The sequence below is a fragment of the Paraburkholderia bannensis genome (assembly GCF_014200455.1).
In the GTDB taxonomy this organism is placed as follows: domain Bacteria; phylum Pseudomonadota; class Gammaproteobacteria; order Burkholderiales; family Burkholderiaceae; genus Paraburkholderia; species Paraburkholderia bannensis_A.
This window is the reverse complement of sequence record NZ_JACHBW010000002.1, coordinates 393873-416786: the sequence shown is the minus strand read 5'-3', so window position 1 is coordinate 416786 and position 22914 is coordinate 393873. Positions and strand designations below refer to the sequence as shown.

Below are 22914 nucleotides of genomic sequence, written 5' to 3'. Positions count from 1 at the left end.
CCCGGACGCTTGCGCGTGCCGGGCCGTTTCGTTCAGTGCTTCTGGCTGTGCTGCCGCTATCAGGCAGGCTGCTGCGCGCCCTGTTCGGCCTGCAGACGCTGCACCACTTCCTTGCGGTAGCGGTTCAGTTCCTGCGCCGTGCTGAAGGTGCGCTCGAACAGGATCGACAGGTTATGCAGGATGCGCTCGACCACCTTCTTTTCCCAGCCGTCGTCGAAACGGATTTGCTCGTCGAGCCAGCGTTCGAGCCATTCCGGATCCGGCAGGCGCGACTGGATGGTGTCGCGCGGGAACAGCGACTGATTGACGTGCAGGTTGGTCGGGTGCAGCGGCTTTTCGGTGCGGCGCGCCGAAGCCATCAGGACACCGATCTTCGCGAAGGCCGCACGCGCGACGTCGCCGGCGTTGTTCAGCGCCTTCTTCATGTAGCGCAAGTAGGCGCCGCCGTGACGGGCTTCGTCGCGCGAGATGGTTTCGTAGATGGCCTTGATGACCGGTTCCGTGTGCCATTCGGCGGCGCGGCGATACCAGTGGTTCAGGCGGATCTCGCCGCAGAAGTGCAGCATCAGCGTTTCGAGCGGCGGCGCCGGATCGAACGTGAAGCGCACGGCATGCAGTTCTTCTTCCGTGGGCACCATCTCCGGCTTGAAGCGGCGCAGGTACTCCATCAGCACGAGCGAGTGCTTCTGCTCTTCGAAGAACCAGACGCTCATGAAAGCGGAAAAGTCGCTGTCATGATGGTTGTCACGCAGGAACATTTCCGTGGCCGGCAGGGCCGACCATTCGGTGATCGCGTTCATCTTGATGGTCGCGGCCTGCTCATCGGTCAAAAGCGAGCCGTCGAACTTGTCCCACGGAATGTCCTTTTCCATGTCCCAACGGACCGATTCGAGCGATTTGTAAAGTTCCGGATAAAGCATCGTGTTCATAGTCCCGCCCCTGTTCTGCGCATGACGACTTCGTAGCGTGCTGCCCGCGGCGCGTTTCCTTCACGCGGCCGGCAGGCGAAAAGCATTTAATTTTACGCGGTAACCGGCCTTTCGGACGCAATTGCACTCGCGCTAAACAGATTACTTCCTGTCGAGCGGCAATCCGCCGTGCCGATGTGAGAGGCGCCGTGATGAGTTCTGGGTAGCTGAACCCTGCCTGGAACCCGGCTGCCTGAAATCCGCGGGGAGCCGCCCGCGCCGTCTGCCCGCCCCGCCCGCGTGGCGCGCGGCGGACCCGACGGACCCGTCCAGCGAGGGTCGCCCGCACGTGCTGCGACAGATTGTCGCGGCACGGCACCCTCACCGTCCCCGCCTGTTTCTTCTATTGCTGCCGGAAGCCGCGGCGTAAGCGCACACGGTGGCTCTGTTTGACCGGAAGCAAACGGGGAACGCCTCGGGTGTCGGTCGGCATGCGCAAATAAAACCTGACGCCCACGAGACGGTCGGAAAAACCTTACACGATGATAGCACGGCGATCTTTCAGTTCTGGCGCGCCGGCGGAAGGCCCAACGCCATGCCCACAGCCATCTCTGAAGCTCGCTTGCGATACATCAAACGAACATCACTCTTCGCTTGCGTGCCGCAAATGCCGCGCCCGCTCCGGACGCGGCGCGCCCCTTATTCCGAACGCGCGGGTGCCTTCTTGCCCCCGCGCGCGGTGGAGGTCTTGCCGGCCGCAGCACCCGCGCTCGCGCCGCCGCTGCTGCTGCGCTTCGCCGCCGGCTTTGCCGGTGCCGACTCGCCTGCGCTTGCGCTCGCCGCTTGCGCCGCCGCGGCAGGCTGCGCCATCGCGAACTGCGCGAGCTGGTTGAACTGCGATTGCAGCAGGTTCCACCATGCGGACGCGTCGAAGCCGGCGGGCGCGTCCGCCGCTGCGTCGGCGTCACCCGTGGACGATGCGCTTTCGCGCGCGGACGGGGCGCTATCGCGCGCAGGGGCTTCATGCGCGGGCGGCGGGCTCATCTGCGATTGCGCGAACGCGCCGAACGCGCGCAGCGTGGAGAGCGTCGCGCGCTGCACTTCGAGCGCCTGGATCGCCGATTGCAGCATGTTCAGATTGAGCTTGAGCCACTGCTCGACGGCGCGCAGATCGGTCACGCGCTTGTCGAGCTCTTCGATATTGGTGAGCGGCGTCATCATGTCGGACATCATCGACAACGACGGCCCGAGTGCCTGTCCGAAACCTTGAGCCGCACCCGGCTCGCTGCCGGGGAAGGCGCTGCCGAACGGCGTGAGGCGCATCATCCCCCACATGCGGTCGAGCATCTCGGCGGGCGGAAAGCCGGGAAAGCCCGGGAACGGCGGTACGGTGCCTGCTGAATCGGTCATGCGAATCTCCCTCGCGAATCTCTCTTACATTGCAGTCGGAATGTGTCCTGCGTGTCGTACTTGTGGTGCGTGTCGTTCTGGTTGGGTGCAGGGTAACGATGATACCGCGCGCCTGCGGGCGATTCAGAAAGGATCGCCGCCGGGAAACTCGGGGGCGCGCCGCTCGCGCAGCGACTGCACGCCTTCACGCACGTCCGGCCCGGAAAAGCCCATGAATTCCAGCGCCAGCGACGTATCGAAGTTCGGCCCCGCCTGGCGCAGCCAGTTATTGAGCGCGTACTTGGTCCAGCGCACCGCCGTCTGCGAACCGTTCGCGAGGCGCTTCGCCACTTCGAACGCCTTCGGCAGCAGATCGGTTTCATCGACGGCCAGCGACACCAGGCCGATGCGCTCCGCCTCTTCGCCGCTCACCGGCTCGCACAGCAGCAGGTAGTACTTCGCCTTCGCCATGCCGCACAGCAGCGGCCAGACAATCGCCGCGTGATCGCCCGCCGCGACGCCCAGGCGCGTGTGCCCGTCGATGATGCGTGCGGTCTTCGCGGCGATCGAGATATCGGCCAGCAGACCCGCGACCAGACCGGCGCCCACCGCCGGGCCATGCATGGCGGAAACGATCGGCTTGCTGCAGTTGATGACGTTGTAGACGAGGTCGCGCGCTTCGCGCCACACGCGCGCACGCACGTCGAAATGCAGCGCCATGTCCTCGACGAGCGCAAGATCGCCGCCCGCCGAAAATCCCTTGCCCTCGCCGCGAATCACGGCCACGCGCGCATCCGGATCGCGATCGACGTCGCGCCAGATTTCCGCGAGTTCGCGATGCATGTTGGCGTCGGCGGTGGCGAGGCCGCTTTTGTTGGCGCCCTCGCCGCTCATCACGATCTCGACGATGCCGTGCTCGTGGCGCCGCACGCGTAGCGCGTGATAGCGCGCGTAGAAAGGATCGTTGTTCATGGCACTGTCTCCTGTCTCTTCTGTTTTGTGTATCGAGGCGCTGCGTCGGCGCTTATTGGGGCTTATTGCGGCTTATTGGGGCTTATTGGGGCTTATTGGGGCTGATTGGGGCTTATCGGGCGCTGATTGTCGCTGACTGGTCGCTTACTGCACGTCGGACAACGCCGTCACCGCCTGATCGATCGCGCCGAAAATCGACTGGCCTGCCGTATCGAGCATCTCGATCTTCACACTGTCGCCGAACTTCATGAATTCCGTACGCGCCTCGCCGTGCTCGATGGTTTCGAGACAGCGCTTTTCGGCGATACAGCAGTAGCCGCGCTTCGCATCCTTGTTCGACACCGTGCCCGAACCCACGATCGCGCCCGCGCGCAGATTGCGCGTCTTCGCGGCGTGCGCGATCAACTGGCCGAAGTGGAACACCATGTCGGTGCCAGCGTCGGGCTGGCCCACTTTCTTGCCGTTCCAGTAGACCAGCATCGGCAGATGCACGCGGCCTTCGCGCCAATGCTCGCCCAGTTCGTCGGGCGTGACGACGACCGGCGAAAACGAGGTCGCCGGCTTGCTCTGGAAAAAACCGAAGCCCTTGGCGAGTTCAGCGGGAATCAGGTTGCGCAGCGACACGTCGTTGGCGAGCGCGATCAGGCGTACATGCTTGAGCGCTTCGTCGGCGTTCGTGCCCATCGGCACGTCGCCGGTGATCACGGCCACTTCCGCTTCGAAGTCGATGCCGAAGGCTTCCGAGCCGCACACGATGTCGTCGGTCGGCCCGATGAAGTCGTCGCTGCCGCCCTGGTACATGAGCGGATCGGTCCAGAACTCGGGCGGCATTTGTGCGCCGCGCGCGCGGCGCACCAGTTCGACGTGGTTCACATAGGCCGAACCGTCGGCCCACTGATAGGCGCGCGGCAGCGGCGCCATGCACTCGCGTGCGTCGAAGCTGAAAGCGTTGCGCGCGCGGCCCTGGTTGAGCGCGTCGTACAGATCGAGCAGTTGCGGCGCGTAGAAGCGCCAGTCGTCGAGCACGCGCTGCAACGTGGGCGCGATCGCATCGGCAATGGCGGCGCTGCGCAGGTCGCGGGAAACGACGATCAGTTGGCCGTCGCGGGTGCCGTCCTTCAGCGTGGCGAGTTTCATGGATTGAGGCGTGAGTGACGATAGAGGAAATGTATTCTACGATGGTGAATCGGCGCGGCCCAAGGGCGCGCGCCATTCCTGCCATCGCTACCTTCGCGACTTTCGCGAACTTGAACGCCATCGCCCCGTATGCCGACCCGCTCCGCTTCATCGTCCCGCTCCGCCGACGCCTCGGTGGAGGACAGCGTCGACTCCGACGATCTCAGTGAATCCGGCGAAAGCGCGAACGAAGCCACGAACGAAATCATGAACGAAGCCGGCGACAGCGGCGAAGAAAAGCTGCGCTCGGGCATCCAGTCGATCGAAGTGGGCTTTCGTCTGCTCGACGTGCTCACCAACGAGCCGCGCGCGATGATGCTGCGCGACCTGGCGCAGCGCGCGGGCATGAGCCCTGCGAAAGCGCATCGCTATCTCGTGAGTTTTCTGCGCCTGGGCGTGGTGGCGCAAGACCCGGTTTCGGGCCGCTACGAACTGGGCGGCTTCGCGCTGCAACTGGGCCTGGCGCGACTCGCACGCGTGGACGGCGTGAAGCTCGCGCGCATCGCCCTGGCCGAATTGCGCGACGCGCTCGACATCACCGTGGGGATCGCCGTGTGGGGCAACCAGGGGCCGACCGTCGTGCACTGGATGGAATCGAGCCATCCGGCCAAGGCGTCGCTCAAGCTCGGCGACGTGATGCCGATGCTCAGCTCCGCCACGGGTCTGCTGTTCGCGGCCTACCTGCCGCGCAGCAAGACCGCGCCGATGATCGAGCGCGAACTGGGCAGTGCGCAGCATTACTCATGGGGCTCGACACCACGCAGCGCCGAGGCGCTCGAAGCCACCCTCGCCGAAGTGCGCGAACATGGCGCGGCGCGCGTGGAAGGCATGCTGCTGCCGACCATTCACGCGTTCTGCACCCCCGTGTTCGATGCGAGCGGCGAACTCGCGCTCGGGCTGATCGCGCTGGGACACGAAGGCGCGTTCGAGAGCGAGTGGAACGGCCCTGTCGATACGGCCCTGCGCGAGTGCGCACGCAAGCTCTCTTATGAATTGGGGTACAGCCCTGCGAAACGCTGATCGTGTGAATCGTTTGCCGGGCGCTGCTTCTGCAGGGGTTGCGCCGACCGTGTCACAGTAGCGTTTATCTGCGATCAGGTCCGAAGAGCCGCAATCCGATGCCCCCGATGTCCCCGATGTCCACCTCCACCGCTGACCGAAACGCCAGCACCACCGCGCGCCGCTCGCACGCGTGGCGCTGGGTGGCCGTATTCGCGCTGGTGACGGTGCTGCACTGGCTAGCGGCGCAATGGTTCGAACGTCATCACACCGCACAGCGGGTCACACCCGCGCATGTGCCCGTGCAGGTGCGGCTGCTCAAAACCGAACGCATCGAGCAGCAGGCCGGACCCGCTGCTCCCGCTGCGCCCGCCGCGAAGCCTGCCGCGCCAGCGCGGCGCGCGCCGCCCAGACGTGCGCCGAGCCCGCCACACACACTTCAGGCGCTCACCCCGCCCGAAGCGCATCCGAAATCACCCGCCGAGCCCGCGCAAGCAGCATCAAACCCCGCTGCTCCGGATGCCGCCGCGTCCGCGGCAAGCGCTGCGAGCAATGCGAGCGGCACCGTCCAGGCCGCCGCGCCGGGCAACGGCAGCACGCCGAATGCGCCGGCCGCGCAGGCCTCGCACGGCGTGAAATTCCAGGTCCCGCCTTCAGGCGAACTCGAATACGACACCTTCTTCAACGGCGCACGCAACGCGCCGGGCACGATCCACTGGAAGAGCGACGGCCAGCACTATGAAATGGTCGTATCGATCCCGTTGCCTTTCGTCGGCACATTTAGCTGGACGAGCCACGGCCATATCGACGCATTCGGTCTGGCGCCCGATCAGTACATCGAAAAACGCGGGCGCAGGCCTGCGGACCTCACGGTTTTCAATCGTAAAGAAAAGCAGATCGTCTTCACGCGCACGCCAAATTCGCTCGCCCTGCCCGATGGCGCGCAGGACCGCTTCAGCATGGTGATGCAGCTCGCGAGCCTGGTGCGCGGCGACCCCGACACCTACAAGCCCGGCGTCACGCGCGAGTTCTACGTGGCCGATAACGACAGCGGCGAAATCTGGCCGATCACCACCATTGGCGACGAAACCGTGAGCACCGATCATGGCTATGTCACGGCGCGTCACTTCATGCGTCTGCCGCGCCACGACGGCGACAAGCGCCGCATCGACGTGTGGCTCGCGCCGGCGCTCGGCTGGTTGCCGGTGCGTCTGGTGCAGACCGAACCCAACGGCACCGAAGTCGAATTGCTGTGGCATGGCGCGCTGAGCGTGCCGAAAGCATCGGACGATTCGAATGCTGCGAATGCTGCGAGCGCGCCCGCGCCATCGCAAGCACAACAAGCACAACAAGCACAACAAGCACAACAAGCACCGCAAGCACCACAAGCACCCACTGCGGCGACGCCCACGGCACCCACGCCCGCATCAGGCGACGCAACCAGCGCCACGTCTCCCGCGCCGGACATCGCGCCGCCTGCCGATCAAACCCCGCAAGCACCTCCCCAACCGGCCGCCGACGCCCCGATGCACCCTTAAGCGTCCTCCCGCACACAGGCGCACAACAACCGCGTCGACGAGCCACAAAACCGGCCATTCTGACCGCACGTGCGCGCGAAATGGCGCATACTGAAATCATCGAAGCGTCCAGCATCCGAACCGCATCGAATGCGCGCGCGGCCCGCGGCGAGCACAAGAAAGAACAGAGGAAAGCGTTCGAAGGGAGGCTCGGGCCACGCATCGCACCGGGCGCACCCGGCTTCTCAAAACACCCGTTTGCGTCTCCTTTCAGGCGCGCGGCTTGCAACGCAGTCTGCAAATCACGCACGACGTCCACGCAGTACTTCGCAACCAGCCTGACTCCCGACCGCGCCGGCCAAGGAGGAACGCATGCAAGCGACTGTCAATGGCATCGATACGCGCTACGTCTTCGAAGACCGCAGCGGCGGCCCCGCGCTGACCTTCATTCATCAGCTCGGCGGCGATCTTTCCGTGTGGGACACCCTCGCCGGTCATTTCCGGCATCGCTTTCGCGTCTTGCGTTACGACGTGCGCGGTCATGGCGCGAGTGCCGTATCGAACAGCGCATTCGGCTTCAAGGATCTCGCCGCCGATCTCACCGCCTTGCTCGATGCGAAGGACATCGAAAAAACGCATCTGGTCGGCATGTCGATGGGCGGCATGATCGCGCAGCAGTTCGCGCTCGATCACGCCGCAGCAGCGCGCTCGCGCGTGCTCTCGCTCACGCTGTGCGATACCGCGAGCCGCACCGCGCCGACAGCGCGCGCGACATGGAACGAACGCGCCGCGCTGGTGCGCCGGGAAGGTCTCGGCGCCATCGCCGACGTGACGATGGCGCGCTGGTTCACGGCGGATTTCCGTCGCGCGAATCGCGATACCGTCGCCCGCATCTGCGACGTTTTATTGCGCACGCCTGCCGAAGGCTACGCGCGCGCCTGCGAAGCGCTGCGCGACTTCGACGTTCACGAACGACTTGCGCAGTTGCGCGTGCCCACGCTCGCCGTGGCGGGACGCCACGATAGCGGCACGCCGCCCGCGCTCACCGAAGCGCTCGCGCAGGCCATCGCCGATGCACGTTTCGAGACACTGGACGCCGCGCATCTGGCCCCGGTTGAGGATTCACATCGCTTTGCGGCCCTGCTCGAAACGTTTCTGCGCCAGCAGGCCCAGCAGCAGGCCCAGCAATTGCACGCTTCGCTTCCTGCATCCGTCGGGCAGCGAAGCACGTAATTGATCAAGGTCGCGCAAAGCACGCAGCACTGTCGTACCGCAGCAGGCATCAAGGAGGGGGATGTAGAGGGAGAGCAGTCCGAATAGAGAGGTGATGCGGGACCCACCCCTTGAATTCCAGATCGAACGCTCCATGTATCGACAGAAGCAGTGAGGGAGCACAGGAAAAAGGAGTGTCGCCATGCAGATGATCTACAACAGTCCGAACTATTGCGTTGTCGAGTTTCCCCCGCAGGACGGTCACGTCGCCATGCGCTCAGGCGGCTATGAAATTGTCGACAAGAACGCGCGCCGCGAGTTGTTCATCGACGGTGTGATGGCGGCACGTTTTCGCGAAGACGTGCAGAAGCTGATGGACGAGGATCAGTCGCTCGACGAGGTGGACGAATTCCTCGGACAGTTCGACAGCCTCATGCAGCAACCCGTGGTGCTGCACTGACACGCGGCGGCCCGCAGCATGCCAGTTCCCACGCTCATGCAGTTCCTCATGTAGCCATACGCGCAGTAGCGCTCGCGCCGTCGGCATCACGGCGGCGCACCCTTCGGAAAACCCCGCCCGGTCACGCGCCGCGCGGGGTTTTCTTTTCGCCACACCTTTCGCCCAACCCTTTCGCTCAACCCTTTCGCCCAACCATTGGGGCCGACCTGGAGCCGACGGCCACGCCCGCGACAGCGGGTCGCGCCGCCTGCGGATACAATGATGGGTTTCCCAGCTCGACCAGCGCTTTTCGCGCCCGCCATCCATGAACCAGCCTGCCGAACACGCTACGCCTCCTGTCGCCACGCAGTACACGCGCGCAGCCTCGCTGCCCGCGCTGCTGGCTTCCCGCATCGTGATCCTCGACGGTGCGATGGGGACGATGATCCAGCGCTACAAGCTCGACGAAGCCGCCTATCGGGGCGAGCGCTTCAAGGACTATCCGCGCGACATCAAGGGCAATAACGAACTGCTCTCGCTCACGCAGCCGCAGATCATCAGCGAGATTCACGAGCAGTATCTGGCCGCGGGCGCCGACATCATCGAGACCAACACGTTCGGCGCGACCACGGTCGCCCAGGACGATTACGGCATGGGCGAGCTCGCCATCGAGATGAACCTCGAATCGGCGAAACTCGCGCGCGCCGCGTGCGACAAGTACTCCACGCCGGACAAGCCGCGCTTTGCCGCCGGCGCCATCGGCCCGACGCCGAAGACCGCCAGCATCTCGCCGGACGTGAACGACCCGGGCGCGCGCAACGTGACTTTCGAGGAGCTGCGCCGCGCGTATTACGAGCAGGCCAAAGCGCTGATGGACGGCGGCTGCGACCTGTTCCTGGTCGAGACGATCTTCGATACGCTCAACGCCAAGGCCGCCCTGTTCGCGCTCGACCAGTTGTTCGAAGACTCCGGCGAGAACCTGCCGATCATGATCTCGGGCACGGTGACCGACGCCTCGGGCCGCATTCTCTCGGGCCAGACCGTCGAAGCCTTCTGGAACTCGCTGCGCCACGCGAAGCCGCTCACTTTCGGCCTGAACTGCGCGCTGGGCGCGGCGCTGATGCGCCCGTACATCGCCGAACTCGCCAAGCTCTGCGATACCTATGTGTCGTGCTACCCCAACGCGGGTCTGCCGAACCCGATGAGCGACACCGGCTTCGACGAAACGCCGGCGGACACCTCGGCACTGCTCAAGGAATTCGCCACGGCGGGTCTCGTGAATGTGGCGGGCGGCTGCTGCGGCACCACGCCCGAGCATATCGCCGCCATCGCCAGGGCACTCGAAACGGTCAAGCCGCGCCGCTGGCCCGGGCAGTATCGGGACGCGGCCTGATATCGCCCTGCGTTCCACCCAAGCCACGCCGACTCCACACGACATCCGACGATCCAGTCCAACGCCATGACTGACCATACCCTGCGCCTCTCCGGCCTCGAACCCTTCAACGTCAACGAAGGCACGCTCTTCATCAATGTGGGCGAGCGCACCAACGTGACCGGCTCGAAGGCGTTCGCGCGCATGATTCTCAACGGCCAGTTCGACGAGGCGCTCGCGGTTGCGCGCCAGCAGGTCGAAAACGGCGCGCAGATCATCGACGTCAACATGGACGAGGCGATGCTCGATTCGAAGGCGGCGATGGTGCGCTTCATGAATCTGATCGCCTCGGAACCGGACATCGCGCGCGTGCCGATCATGATCGACTCGTCGAAGTGGGAGGTGATCGAAGCGGGCCTGCAGTGCGTGCAGGGCAAGGCCATCGTCAACTCGATCTCGCTCAAGGAAGGCCGCGAGCCGTTCATCCATCACGCGAAGCTGATCCGCCGCTACGGCGCGGCGGCCGTGGTGATGGCCTTCGACGAAACCGGTCAGGCCGACACCTACCAGCGCAAGATTGAAATCTGCAAGCGCTCGTACGACGTGCTGGTAAACGAAGTGGGCTTCCTGCCCGAAGACATCATCTTCGATCCGAACATCTTCGCGGTCGCCACGGGCATCGAGGAGCACAACAACTACGCGGTGGACTTCATCGAAGCCACGCGCTGGATCAAGCAGAACCTGCCGCACGCGAAGATCAGCGGCGGCGTGTCGAACGTGTCGTTCTCGTTCCGCGGCAACGACCCGGTGCGCGAGGCGATCCATACCGTGTTCCTCTACCACGCCATCCAGGCGGGCATGGACATGGGCATCGTCAACGCGGGGCAGCTGGGCGTCTACGCCGATCTCGATCCCGAACTGCGCGAGCGCGTGGAAGACGTGGTGCTCAACCGCCGCGAAGACGCCACCGACCGGCTGCTGGAAATCGCCGACAAGTTCAAGACCGGCGCGGCGAAGAAGGAAGAGAACCTGGAGTGGCGCAACCAGGAAGTCGAAAAGCGTCTGGCGCACGCGCTCGTGCACGGCATCACCAACTTCATCGTCGAAGATACCGAAGAAGCGCGCGCGAAGATCATGGGCGCGGGCGGGCGTCCGATCAACGTGATCGAAGGCCCGCTGATGGACGGCATGAACATCGTCGGCGACCTGTTCGGTCAGGGCAAGATGTTCCTGCCGCAGGTGGTGAAGTCGGCGCGCGTGATGAAGCAGGCCGTCGCGCACCTGATTCCGTTCATCGAGGAAGAAAAGCGCCTGCTCGCCGAATCGGGCGCGGACGTGCGCGCGAAGGGCAAGATCGTCATCGCGACCGTCAAGGGCGACGTGCACGACATCGGCAAGAACATCGTGTCGGTGGTGCTTCAGTGCAATAACTTCGAAGTGGTCAACATGGGCGTGATGGTCCCGTGCAACGAGATCCTCGCCAAGGCGAAGGTCGAGGGCGCGGACATCATCGGCCTCTCGGGCCTGATTACGCCGTCGCTCGAAGAAATGGCCTACGTCGCCAGCGAAATGCAGCGCGACGACTACTTCCGCGTGAAGAAGATTCCGCTGCTGATTGGCGGCGCGACCACTTCGCGCGTGCACACGGCCGTGAAGATCGCGCCGAATTACGAAGGCCCGGTGGTGTATGTGCCGGATGCGTCGCGTTCGGTGTCGGTGGCGTCGAGCCTGCTGTCCGACGAAGGCGCGGCGAAATACATCGACGATCTCAAGACCGACTACGACCGCGTTCGCGAACAGCACGCCAACAAGAAGGCGCTGCCGATGGTGACGCTCGCAGAGGCGCGCGCCAACAAGACCAAGATCGACTGGACGCATTTCGAGCCCGTGAAGCCCAAGTTCATCGGCCGCCGCGTGTTCAGGAACTACGATCTGAACGAACTCGCGCAGTACATCGACTGGGGTCCGTTCTTCCAGACCTGGGATCTGGCCGGGCCGTATCCGCAGATTCTCAACGACGAGATCGTGGGCGAGTCGGCGCGCAAGGTGTTCTCCGATGCGAAGTCGATGCTCTCGCGTCTGATTCAGGGCCGCTGGCTGCAGGCCAATGGCGTGCTCTCGCTCTTGCCCGCCAACACGGTGAACGACGACGACATCGAGATCTACACCGACGAGTCGCGCACCGAAGTCGCGCTCACGTGGCGCAATCTGCGCCAGCAGTCGGTGCGGCCGGTGGTCGACGGCGTGATGCGCCCGAACCGGTGCCTGGCCGACTTCATCGCGCCGAAGTCGTCGGGCAAGGCCGATTACATCGGCATGTTCGCGGTCACGGCGGGTATCGGCGTGGACGTGAAGGAAGCACAGTTCGAGAAGGATCACGACGACTACAGCGCGATCATGCTCAAGGCGCTCGCCGACCGTTTCGCGGAAGCCTTCGCCGAAGCGCTGCACGCGCGCGTGCGCCGCGACCTGTGGGGCTACGCGGCAAGCGAAACGCTCGACAACGACGCACTGATCGCCGAAAAGTACACGGGCATCCGTCCGGCGCCGGGCTATCCGGCGTGCCCGGATCACCTCGTCAAGCGCGATATGTTCGAGGTCCTGCAGGCGAACGAGATCGGCATGAGCGTGACTGAATCGCTGGCGATGCTGCCGGCCGCGAGCGTGTCGGGCTTCTATCTCGCGCATCCGGACAGCACGTACTTCTCGGTCGGCAAGATCGCGCAGGATCAGCTCACCGATTTCGGCATGCGCATGGCGCTGTCCGCCGAGGACGCGCGCCGCGCGCTCGCGCCGCTGCTTTAAGGCCGTCGCAGGCTATCCCGCATTCGGGCCGCGTATCACAACGCAACACAACGCAACGCATCGTTGCAGCGGCCCGACAGCGGTGACATACGCAAACCGATAGCCTGAATATTTCGCGCACGGAATTTTTCGGCTTTGTAAGATGGCCGCGCATCACCCTTGGCTCAATGCGGCCCAAGCGCGGCAGGCATCGCCCCGTCGCGCGCCAGCTCGCTCATCAGCAAGTCCTTAAAAACAGATCGAAGCAACCTCGACGGAGAACAATCGTATGAAGAAGCTGATGTTGATGTTGACCGCCTTCGGCGTCGCCGCACTCGCACAGCCGGCATTCGCGCAACCGGCCTCCGCGGTGCACGAGTCGAGCGCCGTGTCGTCGTATTCGGCGCCCACTGAGAAACACGTGAAGAAGCCGAAGAAAAAGAAGATGAAGAAGGGTGCGGCATCGGCTGCCGAAACCGCTGAGCCGGCGGCAGCCAGCCAGTAAGCGCAAGCCAGTGACGCAAAACAAAGAGCCCGCAGATCATGCGGGCTCTTTGTTTTCGTACTGCGGATCGAGCGAGGCGCGCTTCAGACGCCCCACATGATGTCGTTGTCTTCCTTCTTCGCCGCACGCAGCATGTCGAGGAACGGAAATGCGCGCTGCGCGAGCCCAGGCGGCAGTTCGTGCGGTTCGTGGCCTTCTTCGCCCTCGTGAAAATGGCCGTCGTGTTCGGCGCGTTCCTTCTTGTCCACCGCGATGGCTGATTCGAGCTTGCTGATCGCCAGATCGAGTTCATCGTGCATGATGACGCCGCGTTCGCCCAGCCGCTTGCCGATAATGCCGAGAAGATATTGAGCGAGACTGTCGAGCATCAGCACGTCGGGCGACGCGTGGCATTTGAACGTAATCAGCATGACTGTTCCCTTTTGATTTTCTAGGTTGAGCGCGTTGCGACCGGAACCCGCGCCTGGCCGGGCTTCTCATTTCACATATTAGCACCTGCTAAAATCCGTCTGAACGGAATTACCCGCAGGGCGCGGCACGCCCGTCCGGCACGCTGGAGCGCCAGTTTGACGCACGCAGCGCGAGGACGATGCGGCCGGACGGCACGCCCCGCCCGCTCTCACCGAATTCGACGGCACGCGCCGCATCCGCGACCACGCGGACGGCCCCGCACCCAAACTACCCGCACAGGACTTGCAACAAGCATGCTGCCCGCACAGAAACACACCCTGGAGACTCTGCTCGCCGACGCCGTCGCCCAGGTGGCGAAGGCCACCGAAGGCGCCACCGAGGCCGCATTCGTCATGCCCGCCATCGCGTTGGAGCGTCCGAAGGTCGCCGCGCATGGCGACGTGGCCTGCAACGTGGCGATGCAGCTCGCCAAGCCGCTGCGCGCCAACCCGCGCGCGCTGGCCCAGCAGATCGTCGACGCCGTGAAGGCGCTGCCCGCCGCAGCGGGCCTCGTCGCCGACGCCGAAGTCGCCGGCCCCGGCTTCATCAACCTGCGCCTGAGCGCCGAAGCCAAGCGCTCGGTCCTGAACGCCGTGTTCGCCGAAGGCGCCGCGTTCGGCCAGTCGCAGCGCGACGCCGGCAAGCATGTGCTGGTCGAGTTCGTGTCGGCCAACCCCACCGGCCCGCTGCACGTCGGCCACGGCCGCCAGGCGGCGCTGGGCGACGCGATCTCGAATGTGCTGGCCTCGCAGGGCTGGGACGTGCACCGCGAGTTCTACTACAACGACGCGGGCGTGCAGATCGGCAACCTCGCATTGTCGACCCAGGCGCGCGCACGCGGCCTGAAGCCGGGCGACGCGGGCTGGCCGGAAGCCGCCTACAACGGCGAATACATCGCCGACATCGCGCGCGACTACCTCGCGGGCGCAACCGTCGCGGCCAAGGACGGCGAACCCGTCACGGGCGCGAAGGACCCGGAGGATCTCGAATCGATCCGCCGCTTCGCCGTGGCCTACCTGCGCCACGAGCAGGATCTGGATCTGCAGGCCTTCGGCGTGAAGTTCGACCGCTATTACCTCGAATCGTCGCTGTACAAGGAAGGCCGCGTCGAGAAGACCGTCGAGGCGCTGATCGCCTCCGGCCAGACCTACGAGCAGGACGGCGCGCTGTGGCTCAAGACCACCGACTACGGCGACGACAAGGACCGCGTGATGCGCAAGTCCGACGGCACCTACACGTACTTCCTGCCGGACGTCGCCTACCACGTCACCAAGTGGGAGCGCGGCTTCACCAAGGTCATCAATATCCAGGGCTCCGACCACCACGGCACCATCGCGCGCGTGCGCGCGGGCCTGCAGGCCATGGGCGTGGGCATCCCCAAGGGCTACCCCGACTACGTGCTGCACAAGATGGTCACCGTCATGCGCGACGGCGCGGAAGTGAAGATCTCCAAGCGCGCGGGCAGCTACGTGACGGTGCGCGACCTGATCGAATGGTCGGGCGGCGCTGACGTGGACCGCGCGGGCGGCGATGTCTCGCCTGACCTGCTCGACGAAGCGACCATCCGCCGCGGCCGCGACGCCGTGCGCTTCTTCCTGATTTCGCGCAAGGCCGACACCGAATTCGTGTTCGACATCGACCTCGCGCTGAAGGAAAACGACGAAAACCCGGTGTACTACGTGCAGTACGCGCACGCGCGTATCTCGTCGATTCTCGGCGACTGGCAAGGCAAGCACGGCGGCAACCTCGCCGCGCTGCCCAACGTCGATCTTTCGCCGCTGTCGAGCGAACGGGCGCTTGCGCTCATCGCGAAACTCGCCGAATTCCCCGACATGCTCACGCATGCCGCTGCGGAACTGGCACCGCACGCCGTGGCGTTCTACCTGCGTGAACTCGCGGCTGAATTCCACTCGTTCTACAATGCCGAACGCGTTCTCGTGGACGACGCAGCCGTGCGCGATGCGCGCGTCGCGCTGCTCGCGGCCACGCGCCAGGTGCTGGCGAACGGCCTCGCCGTGATCGGCGTCTCGGCTCCCGAGCGCATGTAAAGCGGCCTTGGCCCACCCGCGCGGCGCCCGTCGCGCGGGCGCTCCGTCCAAAACGCATGACGACATGTTTGGGGCGTGCCCGGCTGGGTGCGCCGTTCCGGAATACTCTTGTTTGCAGGTGATTCAGACGATGGCACAACCGATTGCTAAAGCGCGCCGCACTATAAAACCGCAGTCGAAACAGTCCGGGGGTACGTTCGTCGGCGTCGTGCTGGGCCTGATTGTCGGCCTTGCGATCGCCGTGGTCGTCGCGCTCTACATCACGCGCTCCCCTACGCCGTTCGTCTCGAAAGTCGCGCCGCCGGCCGCCTCGGATGCGAGCCAGAGCGAGCAGTACGATCCGAATCGCCCGCTGCAGGGCAAGTCGCCGGGCCAGCCGGTAACGCCGCAGGCCGCGCAGAGCACGCCGCCCAACACGGCGCCGGGCCAGACCACCAGCCAGTCGCAGTCCTCGGGCATGCTCGAAGAGCCGCAGATCGTCGAAGTGCCGCCGTCGGGCAACGCCCCGAACGCAGGTGCCGACAACGGCAATGCCGCCGCGAACAACGGCGTGGCCGTCGCACCCAAGCCGTCCACTGGCGACAACGGCACGACCATCGCGAAGAAGCCGCAGCCGCAGCAATCGGCGCAACAACCATCGAGCCAGGCTAACCAGGCGCTTCAGCAGTTCGCCAACAACCAGCCGCTGAAGAACACGCCCAACACCACGCCGCCCGCCGCCAAGCCCGCGCAACCGGGCTCCGCCGCGCCCACGCCCGGCGACGCCAACACCGGCTACTTCCTGCAGGTGGGCGCCTACAAGACCTCGGGCGACGCGGAACAACAACGCGCGCGTCTGGCGTTCCAGGGCTTCGAATCGAAGGTCACGCAGCGCGACGCGGGCGGTGTCACATATTTCCGCGTGCGCATCGGGCCGTTCTCGAAATTCGATGACATGAACTCGACCCGTCAGCGTCTGTCAGATGCCGGGATCGACACCGCCGTCATCCGCTTCACGAAGCAGTAACACGCGAAGAGCGGACGCCGCGCGCGTCCGACCCACACTTCAACACTCGCACGCCGCGCACAACCTGCACCGGCGTGCTGCCTGGCCGGACGCCGCCGGCCCCGTTCACTGGAACAACACGCTATGAAACGCATTCTCGGAACGCTTGTACTCTCGCTCTCGATGCTCGCCGGCGCGGCGCACGCGTCGCCGGCCGCTCCCGTCGCCGGCAAGGAATACACGGTCCTGAAGCAGGCCCAGCCGCTCACCGTGCCCGCAGGCAAGATCGAAGTCGTCGAATTCTTCTGGTATGGCTGCCCGCACTGCAACGCGCTCGACCCGTTCCTCGAAAGCTGGATCGCCCGACAAGGTCCGGACATCGTCTTCAAGCGCGTGCCGGTGGCGTTCCGCGACGACTTCATCCCGCATTCGAAGATGTACTACGCGCTCGACGCGCTGGGCCTCGCGCAGAAGCTCACGCCGGTCGTGTTCCATGAGATCCACGTCAACAAGAACTACCTGCTGACGCCGGAAGACCAGGCCAAATTCCTCGCCACGCAGGGCGTCGACACGAAGAAGTACATGGACGCGTACAACTCGTTCTCGACGCAAAGCGCGCTGCAGCGCGACAAGGGCCTGCTCGACGCATACAAGATCGACGGCGTGCCGACCATCGCGATCCAGGGCAAGTATGAAACCGGCCCGGCGCTGATGCAGGTTTCCGAAGACAAGGCCGACCCGGCCACGCTGCAGGTGATGGACTACATCATTTCGCAGATCCGCGCGAAGAAAATGTGAGCGCGCGCGCCGGTATGACACAGCCCTTGAAGGTCTTCATCACCGGCGCGTCGAGCGGCATCGGCGCCGCCCTCGCCGCCGAGTACGCGCGGCGCGGCGCCATCCTCGGCCTGGTCGCACGCCGCACCGACGCCCTGGAAGCATTCCGCCAGTCCCATCCGCAGCACCCCATCTCGCTCTATGGCGCCGACGTGCGCGACGCCGATGCGCTCGCCGCCGCCGCGCACGCCTTCGTGGCGGAGCACGGCATGCCCGACGTGGTGATCGCCAATGCCGGCGTGAGCCGCGGCGCGCTCACCGGTCACGGCGACCTCGCCACCTTCCGCGACGTGATGGACACCAACTACTTCGGCATGGTCGCCACCTTCGAGCCGTTCGCCCAGGCGATGGCCGAGGCGAAGCGCGGCACGCTGGTGGGCATCGCGAGCGTGGCGGGCGTGCGCGGCCTGCCGGGTTCCGGCGCGTACAGCGCGTCGAAGGCGGCCGCGTTCGCCTATCTCGAAGCGTTGCGCGTGGAGATGCGGCCGTTCAACGTGCCCGTCGTCACCATCGCGCCGGGCTACATCCGCACGCCGATGACGGCGAAGAACCCGTACCGCATGCCGTTCCTGATGGACGCCGACCGCTTCGCCGCCGCCAGCGCCGATGCGATCGCGCGCGGCACCTCGTTCGCGGTGTTCCCGTGGCCGATGCGCGTGGTCGCCACGCTGCTGGGCGCACTGCCCCGCTGGCTCTACGACCGCGCCTTCGAGCGCGCGCCGCGCAAGCCGCGCACGGCGCAGCACTGAGCCTGCGCACGGCAGCAGCACAGCTTGACCCACGCGGCGCATGCTTATGCGCCGCGCTTCATTTCCGGCCTGTCCGATCCCGCCTCCGATCCAACCTCAGATCCCACCCCATATGGGTATGCGGATTAATTTGTTGTCTGGGCAATTTCCCTTCGATAAGCTTTCCACGATCGCGCCCCGTGCGTGGCGCGCGGGGGTTGCCTGCGAGCCACGCGGCCCCGCGACTGGCCACCTCGACCACCCCGACCACCCTTGCCGACACCGGCTAAACGGACCAACGGAGATCCCATGCGCTTCACCACGCCCGCTCCCGTGCTCGCCGCCGCGCTCAGCGCGCTGCTCGCCTGCGCGGCCACGCCCGCGCTCGCGAAACCGCTCACGGTCTGCACGGAATCGAGCCCGGACGGCTTCGACGTCGTGCAGTTCAACTCGCTCGTGACGACCAACGCGTCCGCCGATGTGATCTTCAACGCCCTCGTCGCCTATGACGAAGCGCAGAAGAAGGTCGTGCCTGCGCTCGCGCAGTCGTGGGACGTCAGCACCGACGGCCTCACCTACACCTTCCACCTGCGCCCGAACGTGCAGTTCCAGACCACCGAATGGTTCAAGCCCACGCGTACGTTTAACGCCGACGACGTGGTCTTCACCTTCGAGCGCATGCTCGACGACGACAACCCGTGGCACAAGGTGGCGGGCGCAAGCGGCTTCCCGCACGCGCAGTCGATGGGCCTCGCGAAGCTGGTCAAATCGGTGAGCAAGGTCGACGCGAACACCGTGAAGTTCGAACTCAACGAGCCGAACGCCACCTTCCTGCCGATCCTCTCGATGGGCTTTGCCTCGATCTATTCCGCCGAGTACGCCGATCAGCTGCTCAAGGCCGGCAAGCAGGTCGACCTGAACGCCAAACCGGTGGGCACCGGCCCCTTCGCGCTCAAGAGCTATACGAAGGACGCGGTGATCCGCTACGACGTGAACCCGTCCTACTGGGGGCCCAAGCCGAAGATCGACCGCCTGATTTACGCCATCACGCCCGACGCCGCCGTGCGCGCGCAGAAGGTCAAGGCCGGCGAATGCCAGATCGCGCTTTCGCCCAAGCCGCAGGATGTCGCCGACGCGAAGACCGACACATCGCTCAAGGTGGTGCAGAAGCCCGCCTTCATGACCGCCTTCGTCGCGCTCAACACGCAGAAGAAGCCGCTCGACAACCCCAAGGTGCGCGAGGCGCTGAACCTCGCGTTCGACCGCACGACGTACCTGAAGACGGTGTTCGACAACACCGCCACGCCCGCGACCAATCCGTGGCCGCCCACCACCTGGGGCTACGACAAGTCGATCCAACCGTATCCGTATGACGTCGCGAAGGCCAAACAACTGCTCGCCGAAGCGGGCGTGCCGAACGGCTTCTCGACCACAATCTGGGTGCGCCCGAACGGCAGCGTGCTCAATCCGAACCCGCGCGCGGGGGCGGAGCTGCTGCAGGCCGATTTCGCGAAGATCGGCGTGAAGGCGGAGATCAAGGTGATCGAATGGGGCGAGCTGATCAAGCAGGCCAAGCAAGGCCAGCACGACACGCTCTTCATGGGCTGGGCCGGCGACAACGGCGACCCCGACAACTACCTCTCGCCGCTCTTTAGCTGCAACGCGGTGCAGTCGGGCATCAACTTCGCGCGCTTTTGCGATCCGCAGCTCGACAAGCTGATCACCGAAGGCAAAACCACCGCCGATCAGGCCAAACGCGTGAAGCTCTACGACGCCGCGCAGAAGATCATCCACGATCAGGCGCTGTGGATTCCGCTCGGTTATCCGACCGCATCGGCCATCACGCGCAACAACGTGAGCGGCTATCAGGTGAGCCCGTTCGGCCGCCAGAACTTCGGCGCGGTCGCGGTGCAATAACCACGTTCCGCCGCAATGAAAGAGCCGCGGCACGCCCCGGCTTTTTTACATCCGCGCTGGCGCGCTTTTCACTACGCGCCTGAACGCGTCGCGCGCTCACGCGCAGCGCCCGGCACGAGCGACTGCCAGTGCAGCTTCGGAAAAATATCGTCGCCCAGCGCGCTCTCCAGCGAGAGATTGCGCACGTCGATCCCGCGTCGCGCGAGCAGCGCAGCGGCGTGGCGAAACGACGGCTCGATGAAGTCCGCGAAATTCTCATCGAGATAACTGGGCTGCATGTCGCCTGCCGATTCGTAGAAGCGCGGCGTACGCCGCGCTGAAGCCAGATCGACGCCATGCAGAAAAAGCCGCCTGAAACCGAGCGCCACCAGCACCTGGAGGCCCGTATAAGCCACGGTGCGGCCGTCGAACACGCCGCGCCGCAAATCCAGACTGAAGCCAAGCGGCTGCGGCGCGTCGAATAGCGCGAGTGCACGCGAATCGTAAATCGCCTGCAATTCAGAAGGCTTCGGCGCGCGGCGTCCGGCGGGAAACAACATATCGTCGAGTATGAACACGCGACAACGAAGACGCTCGATGCCAAAGCGCTCGACGATATGCCAGAGCACGAGCGGCGTGGCAAACAACGTGAGCGGTTCGGCAATCACGCGCTCGACCAGATCGGGCCGGTTGCGCACGAAACCCGAATCGACGATGCAGTAATAGTCGAAGCGCACGCCTTGCTTTGCGGCCAGCGCAATCGCGCCATTGACACCGAGCACGTGCTGCATCGGTAGTGCGCGGTAGTCAATGCTGTTGACCGACGGGCCGGTGGCGATCAGATGGCATTCGCGCATTTCATCGCTTTCTTCAGGCTGCATGGCGATCTGGCCATTCACGCAAGCGAGCGTGCGTGAGCGAATGCGCATGCCAGCAAGCCGCCCCGTTTGGTCACGTTCGAGCGCCACGCCATGCGCAAGTCGTTCGTTGTGACGCCAGGCGCGAGTGTGCGTATAGCGATAAAGCAGCTTGAAAAAGGTGTTCCCAGCACGCCTGGCCGGCGAGATGGTTGCTCTCGCAACATTCTTCGTTTCGCCGCGCGCGTGCGACGAACGGATGGCGTTGCCTTCGATGATCATTGCTCTGCCTTGCAAGGGCGCGAGGCTGGCTGCCTTGCGCCACAGTAAGACGCGAGTCTAGGGTTTTAGAGCGTTACATAGGTTACGTGCGAGACGCAGCTTATTACGGATATTTACGGGTTGTTGCGAATTCCGCATGAAAGCCCTACGTAACGTATTTCCGCAATGCGCAAAAATCTGCATCATCGCCGATCGCGCTTACGCGTTCGGAAAATCCCGCACAATCCGCTGTGAGGGCCTTTTTTTAGGCTTTTTATCGATTGGCGGCTCGCCATTCATCCCTTACTGAATTGCTTCAAATCGAGATCATTGTTGCAGATTCGTAATTCAGAAAGCGGTAGCGCACGCTAGATTGGGGTCGTCCATTCATCGAACGCCAGGAGGCTCGAATGAACAAGAAACTCATCGCCGCATTGGGTGCGGGAGCAACGATTCTCGCTATTTCGCAAACCGCGATGGCCGGTGTGTCAGTCGGCGTTTCGATTGGTGCGCCCGCGCCGGTCTACGCTGCTGCGGCTCCGACCTATGTGGGCTGGCATGACGATCGACGCTGGGAAGAACGCCGCTGGCATGAACATCAATGGCAGGAGCGCCATTGGGACGATCATCGCTGGGGAGGCGAGCGCCGCTGGGGCGATCGCCATGATGACTACGGCTATCGCCGCTGGTAATTCCGCCTTGCTTCAATGCGATTGAAGCATCAGGCCATGATGTGCGCGCCGCCGTCGACATAGACCGTATTGCCGGTGAGACGGCGTGCATAGCGCGTCGCCAGATAAGCGGTCGCATAGCCAACGTCCATGATGTCGACCAGTTCGCCTAGCGGCGCGCGCTCGACCGCATCGGCGAGCATGCGATCGAAATCCGGCAGGCCGGAGGCCGCACGGGTCTTCAGCGGTCCCGGCGATACGGCATGCACGCGGATGCCGCGCGGCCCGAGTTCATACGCCAGATAGCGGCACGACGCTTCCAGCGCGGCTTTTACCGGCCCCATCAGGTTGTAATTCGGCACCACGCGATTCGCGCCGTCGTAGCTCATCGCGAACAACGTGCCGCCGTTTTTCATTAGCGGAACGGATCGCTTCGCCATCCGAATGAATGAATGGCACGACACATCCATCGCGTAAGCAAAACCCTGCGCCGAGGAATCAAGCAGACCGCCTTGCAGATCGGCTTTCGGCGCGTAGGCGATGGAGTGCAGCATGATGTCGAGCGTGCCCCATTGGTCGCGCAGCGCTTCGAACACGGCGTCAAGCTGCGTATCGTCTTCGACGTTCAGCGGCAGCAGCATCGTCGCGCCGAGTTCCGTGGCAAGCGGCTCGACGTAGGGCCTGGCTTTGTCGTTGAGATAGGTGAGCGCGAGTTCCGCGCCGAGTTCCGCGAAGGCGCGCGCGCAACCGTAGGCGATCGATTCGGCGTTCGCCACGCCGGTCACGAGCGCACGCATGCCGGCGAGCGGACGGTCGGAAGAAGTCTGCATGGCTGACCTCGATGACGGTTATGGTTGCAGTCACAACTCAATCAAAAGCGCGAGGCGGCCAGCTTGAGCCAGCCGCCC

The 22914-nt window shown here is 64.7% G+C and carries 20 protein-coding genes; 13 read left to right on the top strand and 7 right to left on the bottom strand.

Annotated features, from left to right (window positions below; translation table 11 throughout):
* Window positions 1-59 precede the first annotated feature (59 nt).
* The 4 genes from F4827_RS04905 to F4827_RS04890 form a co-directional block, all read right to left on the bottom strand.
* On the bottom strand, window positions 60-929 hold the full coding sequence (locus F4827_RS04905) for an acyl-ACP desaturase (RefSeq protein ID WP_167064254.1): 870 nt from the start codon (window positions 927-929) through the stop codon (window positions 60-62).
* Between the two features lie 678 nt (window positions 930-1607).
* Window positions 1608-2318 carry a PhaM family polyhydroxyalkanoate granule multifunctional regulatory protein gene (locus F4827_RS04900; RefSeq protein ID WP_183722306.1) on the bottom strand — a complete coding sequence of 237 codons (711 nt, stop codon included), beginning with the start codon at window positions 2316-2318 and terminating at the stop codon, window positions 1608-1610.
* A gap of 123 nt (window positions 2319-2441) precedes the next feature.
* Window positions 2442-3269, bottom strand: a complete 828-nt coding sequence (locus F4827_RS04895) for an enoyl-CoA hydratase/isomerase family protein (RefSeq protein ID WP_183722303.1) — start codon at window positions 3267-3269, stop codon at window positions 2442-2444.
* Window positions 3270-3413: 144 nt separating this feature from the next.
* Window positions 3414-4406 (bottom strand): fumarylacetoacetate hydrolase family protein, encoded by a 993-nt coding sequence (locus F4827_RS04890; protein ID WP_183722300.1) that lies wholly within the window; start codon window positions 4404-4406, stop codon window positions 3414-3416.
* Between the two features lie 129 nt (window positions 4407-4535).
* Here F4827_RS04890 and F4827_RS04885 point away from each other — a divergent pair, with 129 nt between their 5' ends.
* The 7 genes from F4827_RS04885 to F4827_RS04855 all read left to right on the top strand — a co-directional run bounded on the left by F4827_RS04885 (window position 4536) and on the right by F4827_RS04855 (window position 13273).
* On the top strand, window positions 4536-5465 hold the full coding sequence (locus tag F4827_RS04885) for an IclR family transcriptional regulator (RefSeq protein ID WP_183722297.1): 930 nt from the start codon (window positions 4536-4538) through the stop codon (window positions 5463-5465).
* Between the two features lie 116 nt (window positions 5466-5581).
* Window positions 5582-6982: a DUF3108 domain-containing protein gene (locus F4827_RS04880; RefSeq protein ID WP_183722294.1), complete on the top strand. Its 1401-nt coding sequence runs from the start codon at window positions 5582-5584 to the stop codon at window positions 6980-6982.
* A 351-nt stretch (window positions 6983-7333) separates the two neighbouring features.
* Window positions 7334-8194: a 3-oxoadipate enol-lactonase gene (pcaD, locus tag F4827_RS04875; RefSeq protein WP_183722291.1), complete on the top strand. Its 861-nt coding sequence runs from the start codon at window positions 7334-7336 to the stop codon at window positions 8192-8194.
* A gap of 181 nt (window positions 8195-8375) precedes the next feature.
* Complete coding sequence (locus tag F4827_RS04870) at window positions 8376-8633, top strand: DUF3567 domain-containing protein (protein WP_027815766.1); 258 nt, start codon at window positions 8376-8378, stop codon at window positions 8631-8633.
* Window positions 8634-8937: 304 nt separating this feature from the next.
* The gene (locus F4827_RS04865; protein ID WP_183722288.1) at window positions 8938-10005 is read left to right on the top strand and encodes a homocysteine S-methyltransferase family protein; all 1068 of its coding nucleotides are present in this window, start codon (window positions 8938-8940) and stop codon (window positions 10003-10005) included.
* A gap of 66 nt (window positions 10006-10071) precedes the next feature.
* Window positions 10072-12789: a methionine synthase gene (gene metH, locus F4827_RS04860; protein WP_183722284.1), complete on the top strand. Its 2718-nt coding sequence runs from the start codon at window positions 10072-10074 to the stop codon at window positions 12787-12789.
* A gap of 268 nt (window positions 12790-13057) precedes the next feature.
* Window positions 13058-13273, top strand: a complete 216-nt coding sequence (locus F4827_RS04855; protein WP_183722281.1) for an acid-shock protein — start codon at window positions 13058-13060, stop codon at window positions 13271-13273.
* Window positions 13274-13356: 83 nt separating this feature from the next.
* Here F4827_RS04855 and F4827_RS04850 read toward each other — a convergent pair whose 3' ends face one another.
* Window positions 13357-13683, bottom strand: a complete 327-nt coding sequence (locus tag F4827_RS04850; protein ID WP_183722278.1) for a DUF1840 domain-containing protein — start codon at window positions 13681-13683, stop codon at window positions 13357-13359.
* Between the two features lie 294 nt (window positions 13684-13977).
* On the opposite strand from F4827_RS04850, the gene argS reads away from it, so the two are divergent.
* The 5 genes from argS to F4827_RS04825 all read left to right on the top strand — a co-directional run bounded on the left by argS (window position 13978) and on the right by F4827_RS04825 (window position 20238).
* Entirely contained in the window at window positions 13978-15771 is a 1794-nt protein-coding gene (gene argS / locus F4827_RS04845) for an arginine--tRNA ligase (protein ID WP_183722275.1), read from the top strand.
* Window positions 15772-15883: 112 nt separating this feature from the next.
* The gene (locus F4827_RS04840; RefSeq protein ID WP_183722272.1) at window positions 15884-16777 is read left to right on the top strand and encodes an SPOR domain-containing protein; all 894 of its coding nucleotides are present in this window, start codon (window positions 15884-15886) and stop codon (window positions 16775-16777) included.
* A 123-nt stretch (window positions 16778-16900) separates the two neighbouring features.
* Window positions 16901-17554, top strand: a complete 654-nt coding sequence (locus F4827_RS04835) for a thiol:disulfide interchange protein DsbA/DsbL (RefSeq protein WP_183722269.1) — start codon at window positions 16901-16903, stop codon at window positions 17552-17554.
* 14 nt (window positions 17555-17568) lie between these two features.
* Window positions 17569-18342: an SDR family oxidoreductase gene (locus F4827_RS04830; protein WP_183722266.1), complete on the top strand. Its 774-nt coding sequence runs from the start codon at window positions 17569-17571 to the stop codon at window positions 18340-18342.
* Between the two features lie 288 nt (window positions 18343-18630).
* Entirely contained in the window at window positions 18631-20238 is a 1608-nt protein-coding gene (locus tag F4827_RS04825) for an ABC transporter substrate-binding protein (RefSeq protein ID WP_183722263.1), read from the top strand.
* 71 nt (window positions 20239-20309) lie between these two features.
* On the opposite strand, the gene F4827_RS04820 is transcribed toward F4827_RS04825, so the two are convergent.
* Window positions 20310-21356, bottom strand: coding sequence for a hypothetical protein (locus F4827_RS04820; protein ID WP_183722260.1), 1047 nt, complete (start codon window positions 21354-21356; stop codon window positions 20310-20312).
* A gap of 389 nt (window positions 21357-21745) precedes the next feature.
* On the opposite strand from F4827_RS04820, the gene F4827_RS04815 reads away from it, so the two are divergent.
* Entirely contained in the window at window positions 21746-22027 is a 282-nt protein-coding gene (locus F4827_RS04815; protein ID WP_183722257.1) for a hypothetical protein, read from the top strand.
* A gap of 29 nt (window positions 22028-22056) precedes the next feature.
* On the opposite strand, the gene fabI is transcribed toward F4827_RS04815, so the two are convergent.
* Window positions 22057-22836: an enoyl-ACP reductase FabI gene (fabI, locus tag F4827_RS04810; RefSeq protein WP_183722254.1), complete on the bottom strand. Its 780-nt coding sequence runs from the start codon at window positions 22834-22836 to the stop codon at window positions 22057-22059.
* Between the last annotated feature and the right edge of the window lie 78 nt (window positions 22837-22914).

Excerpts from the sequence above, each read along its gene's own strand:
- F4827_RS04905 (WP_167064254.1), bottom strand. The coding sequence starts at position 929 with ATGAACACGATGCTTTATCCGGAACTTTACAAATCGCTCGAATCGGTC.
- F4827_RS04900 (WP_183722306.1), bottom strand. The coding sequence starts at position 2,318 with ATGACCGATTCAGCAGGCACCGTACCGCCGTTCCCGGGCTTTCCCGGC.
- F4827_RS04895 (WP_183722303.1), bottom strand. The coding sequence starts at position 3,269 with ATGAACAACGATCCTTTCTACGCGCGCTATCACGCGCTACGCGTGCGG.
- F4827_RS04890 (WP_183722300.1), bottom strand. The coding sequence starts at position 4,406 with ATGAAACTCGCCACGCTGAAGGACGGCACCCGCGACGGCCAACTGATC.
- F4827_RS04885 (WP_183722297.1), top strand. The coding sequence starts at position 4,536 with ATGCCGACCCGCTCCGCTTCATCGTCCCGCTCCGCCGACGCCTCGGTG.
- F4827_RS04880 (WP_183722294.1), top strand. The coding sequence starts at position 5,582 with ATGTCCACCTCCACCGCTGACCGAAACGCCAGCACCACCGCGCGCCGC.
- pcaD (WP_183722291.1), top strand. The coding sequence starts at position 7,334 with ATGCAAGCGACTGTCAATGGCATCGATACGCGCTACGTCTTCGAAGAC.
- F4827_RS04870 (WP_027815766.1), top strand. The coding sequence starts at position 8,376 with ATGCAGATGATCTACAACAGTCCGAACTATTGCGTTGTCGAGTTTCCC.
- F4827_RS04865 (WP_183722288.1), top strand. The coding sequence starts at position 8,938 with ATGAACCAGCCTGCCGAACACGCTACGCCTCCTGTCGCCACGCAGTAC.
- metH (WP_183722284.1), top strand. The coding sequence starts at position 10,072 with ATGACTGACCATACCCTGCGCCTCTCCGGCCTCGAACCCTTCAACGTC.
- F4827_RS04855 (WP_183722281.1), top strand. The coding sequence starts at position 13,058 with ATGAAGAAGCTGATGTTGATGTTGACCGCCTTCGGCGTCGCCGCACTC.
- F4827_RS04850 (WP_183722278.1), bottom strand. The coding sequence starts at position 13,683 with ATGCTGATTACGTTCAAATGCCACGCGTCGCCCGACGTGCTGATGCTC.
- argS (WP_183722275.1), top strand. The coding sequence starts at position 13,978 with ATGCTGCCCGCACAGAAACACACCCTGGAGACTCTGCTCGCCGACGCC.
- F4827_RS04835 (WP_183722269.1), top strand. The coding sequence starts at position 16,901 with ATGAAACGCATTCTCGGAACGCTTGTACTCTCGCTCTCGATGCTCGCC.
- F4827_RS04830 (WP_183722266.1), top strand. The coding sequence starts at position 17,569 with ATGACACAGCCCTTGAAGGTCTTCATCACCGGCGCGTCGAGCGGCATC.
- F4827_RS04825 (WP_183722263.1), top strand. The coding sequence starts at position 18,631 with ATGCGCTTCACCACGCCCGCTCCCGTGCTCGCCGCCGCGCTCAGCGCG.
- F4827_RS04820 (WP_183722260.1), bottom strand. The coding sequence starts at position 21,356 with ATGATCATCGAAGGCAACGCCATCCGTTCGTCGCACGCGCGCGGCGAA.
- F4827_RS04815 (WP_183722257.1), top strand. The coding sequence starts at position 21,746 with ATGAACAAGAAACTCATCGCCGCATTGGGTGCGGGAGCAACGATTCTC.
- fabI (WP_183722254.1), bottom strand. The coding sequence starts at position 22,836 with ATGCAGACTTCTTCCGACCGTCCGCTCGCCGGCATGCGTGCGCTCGTG.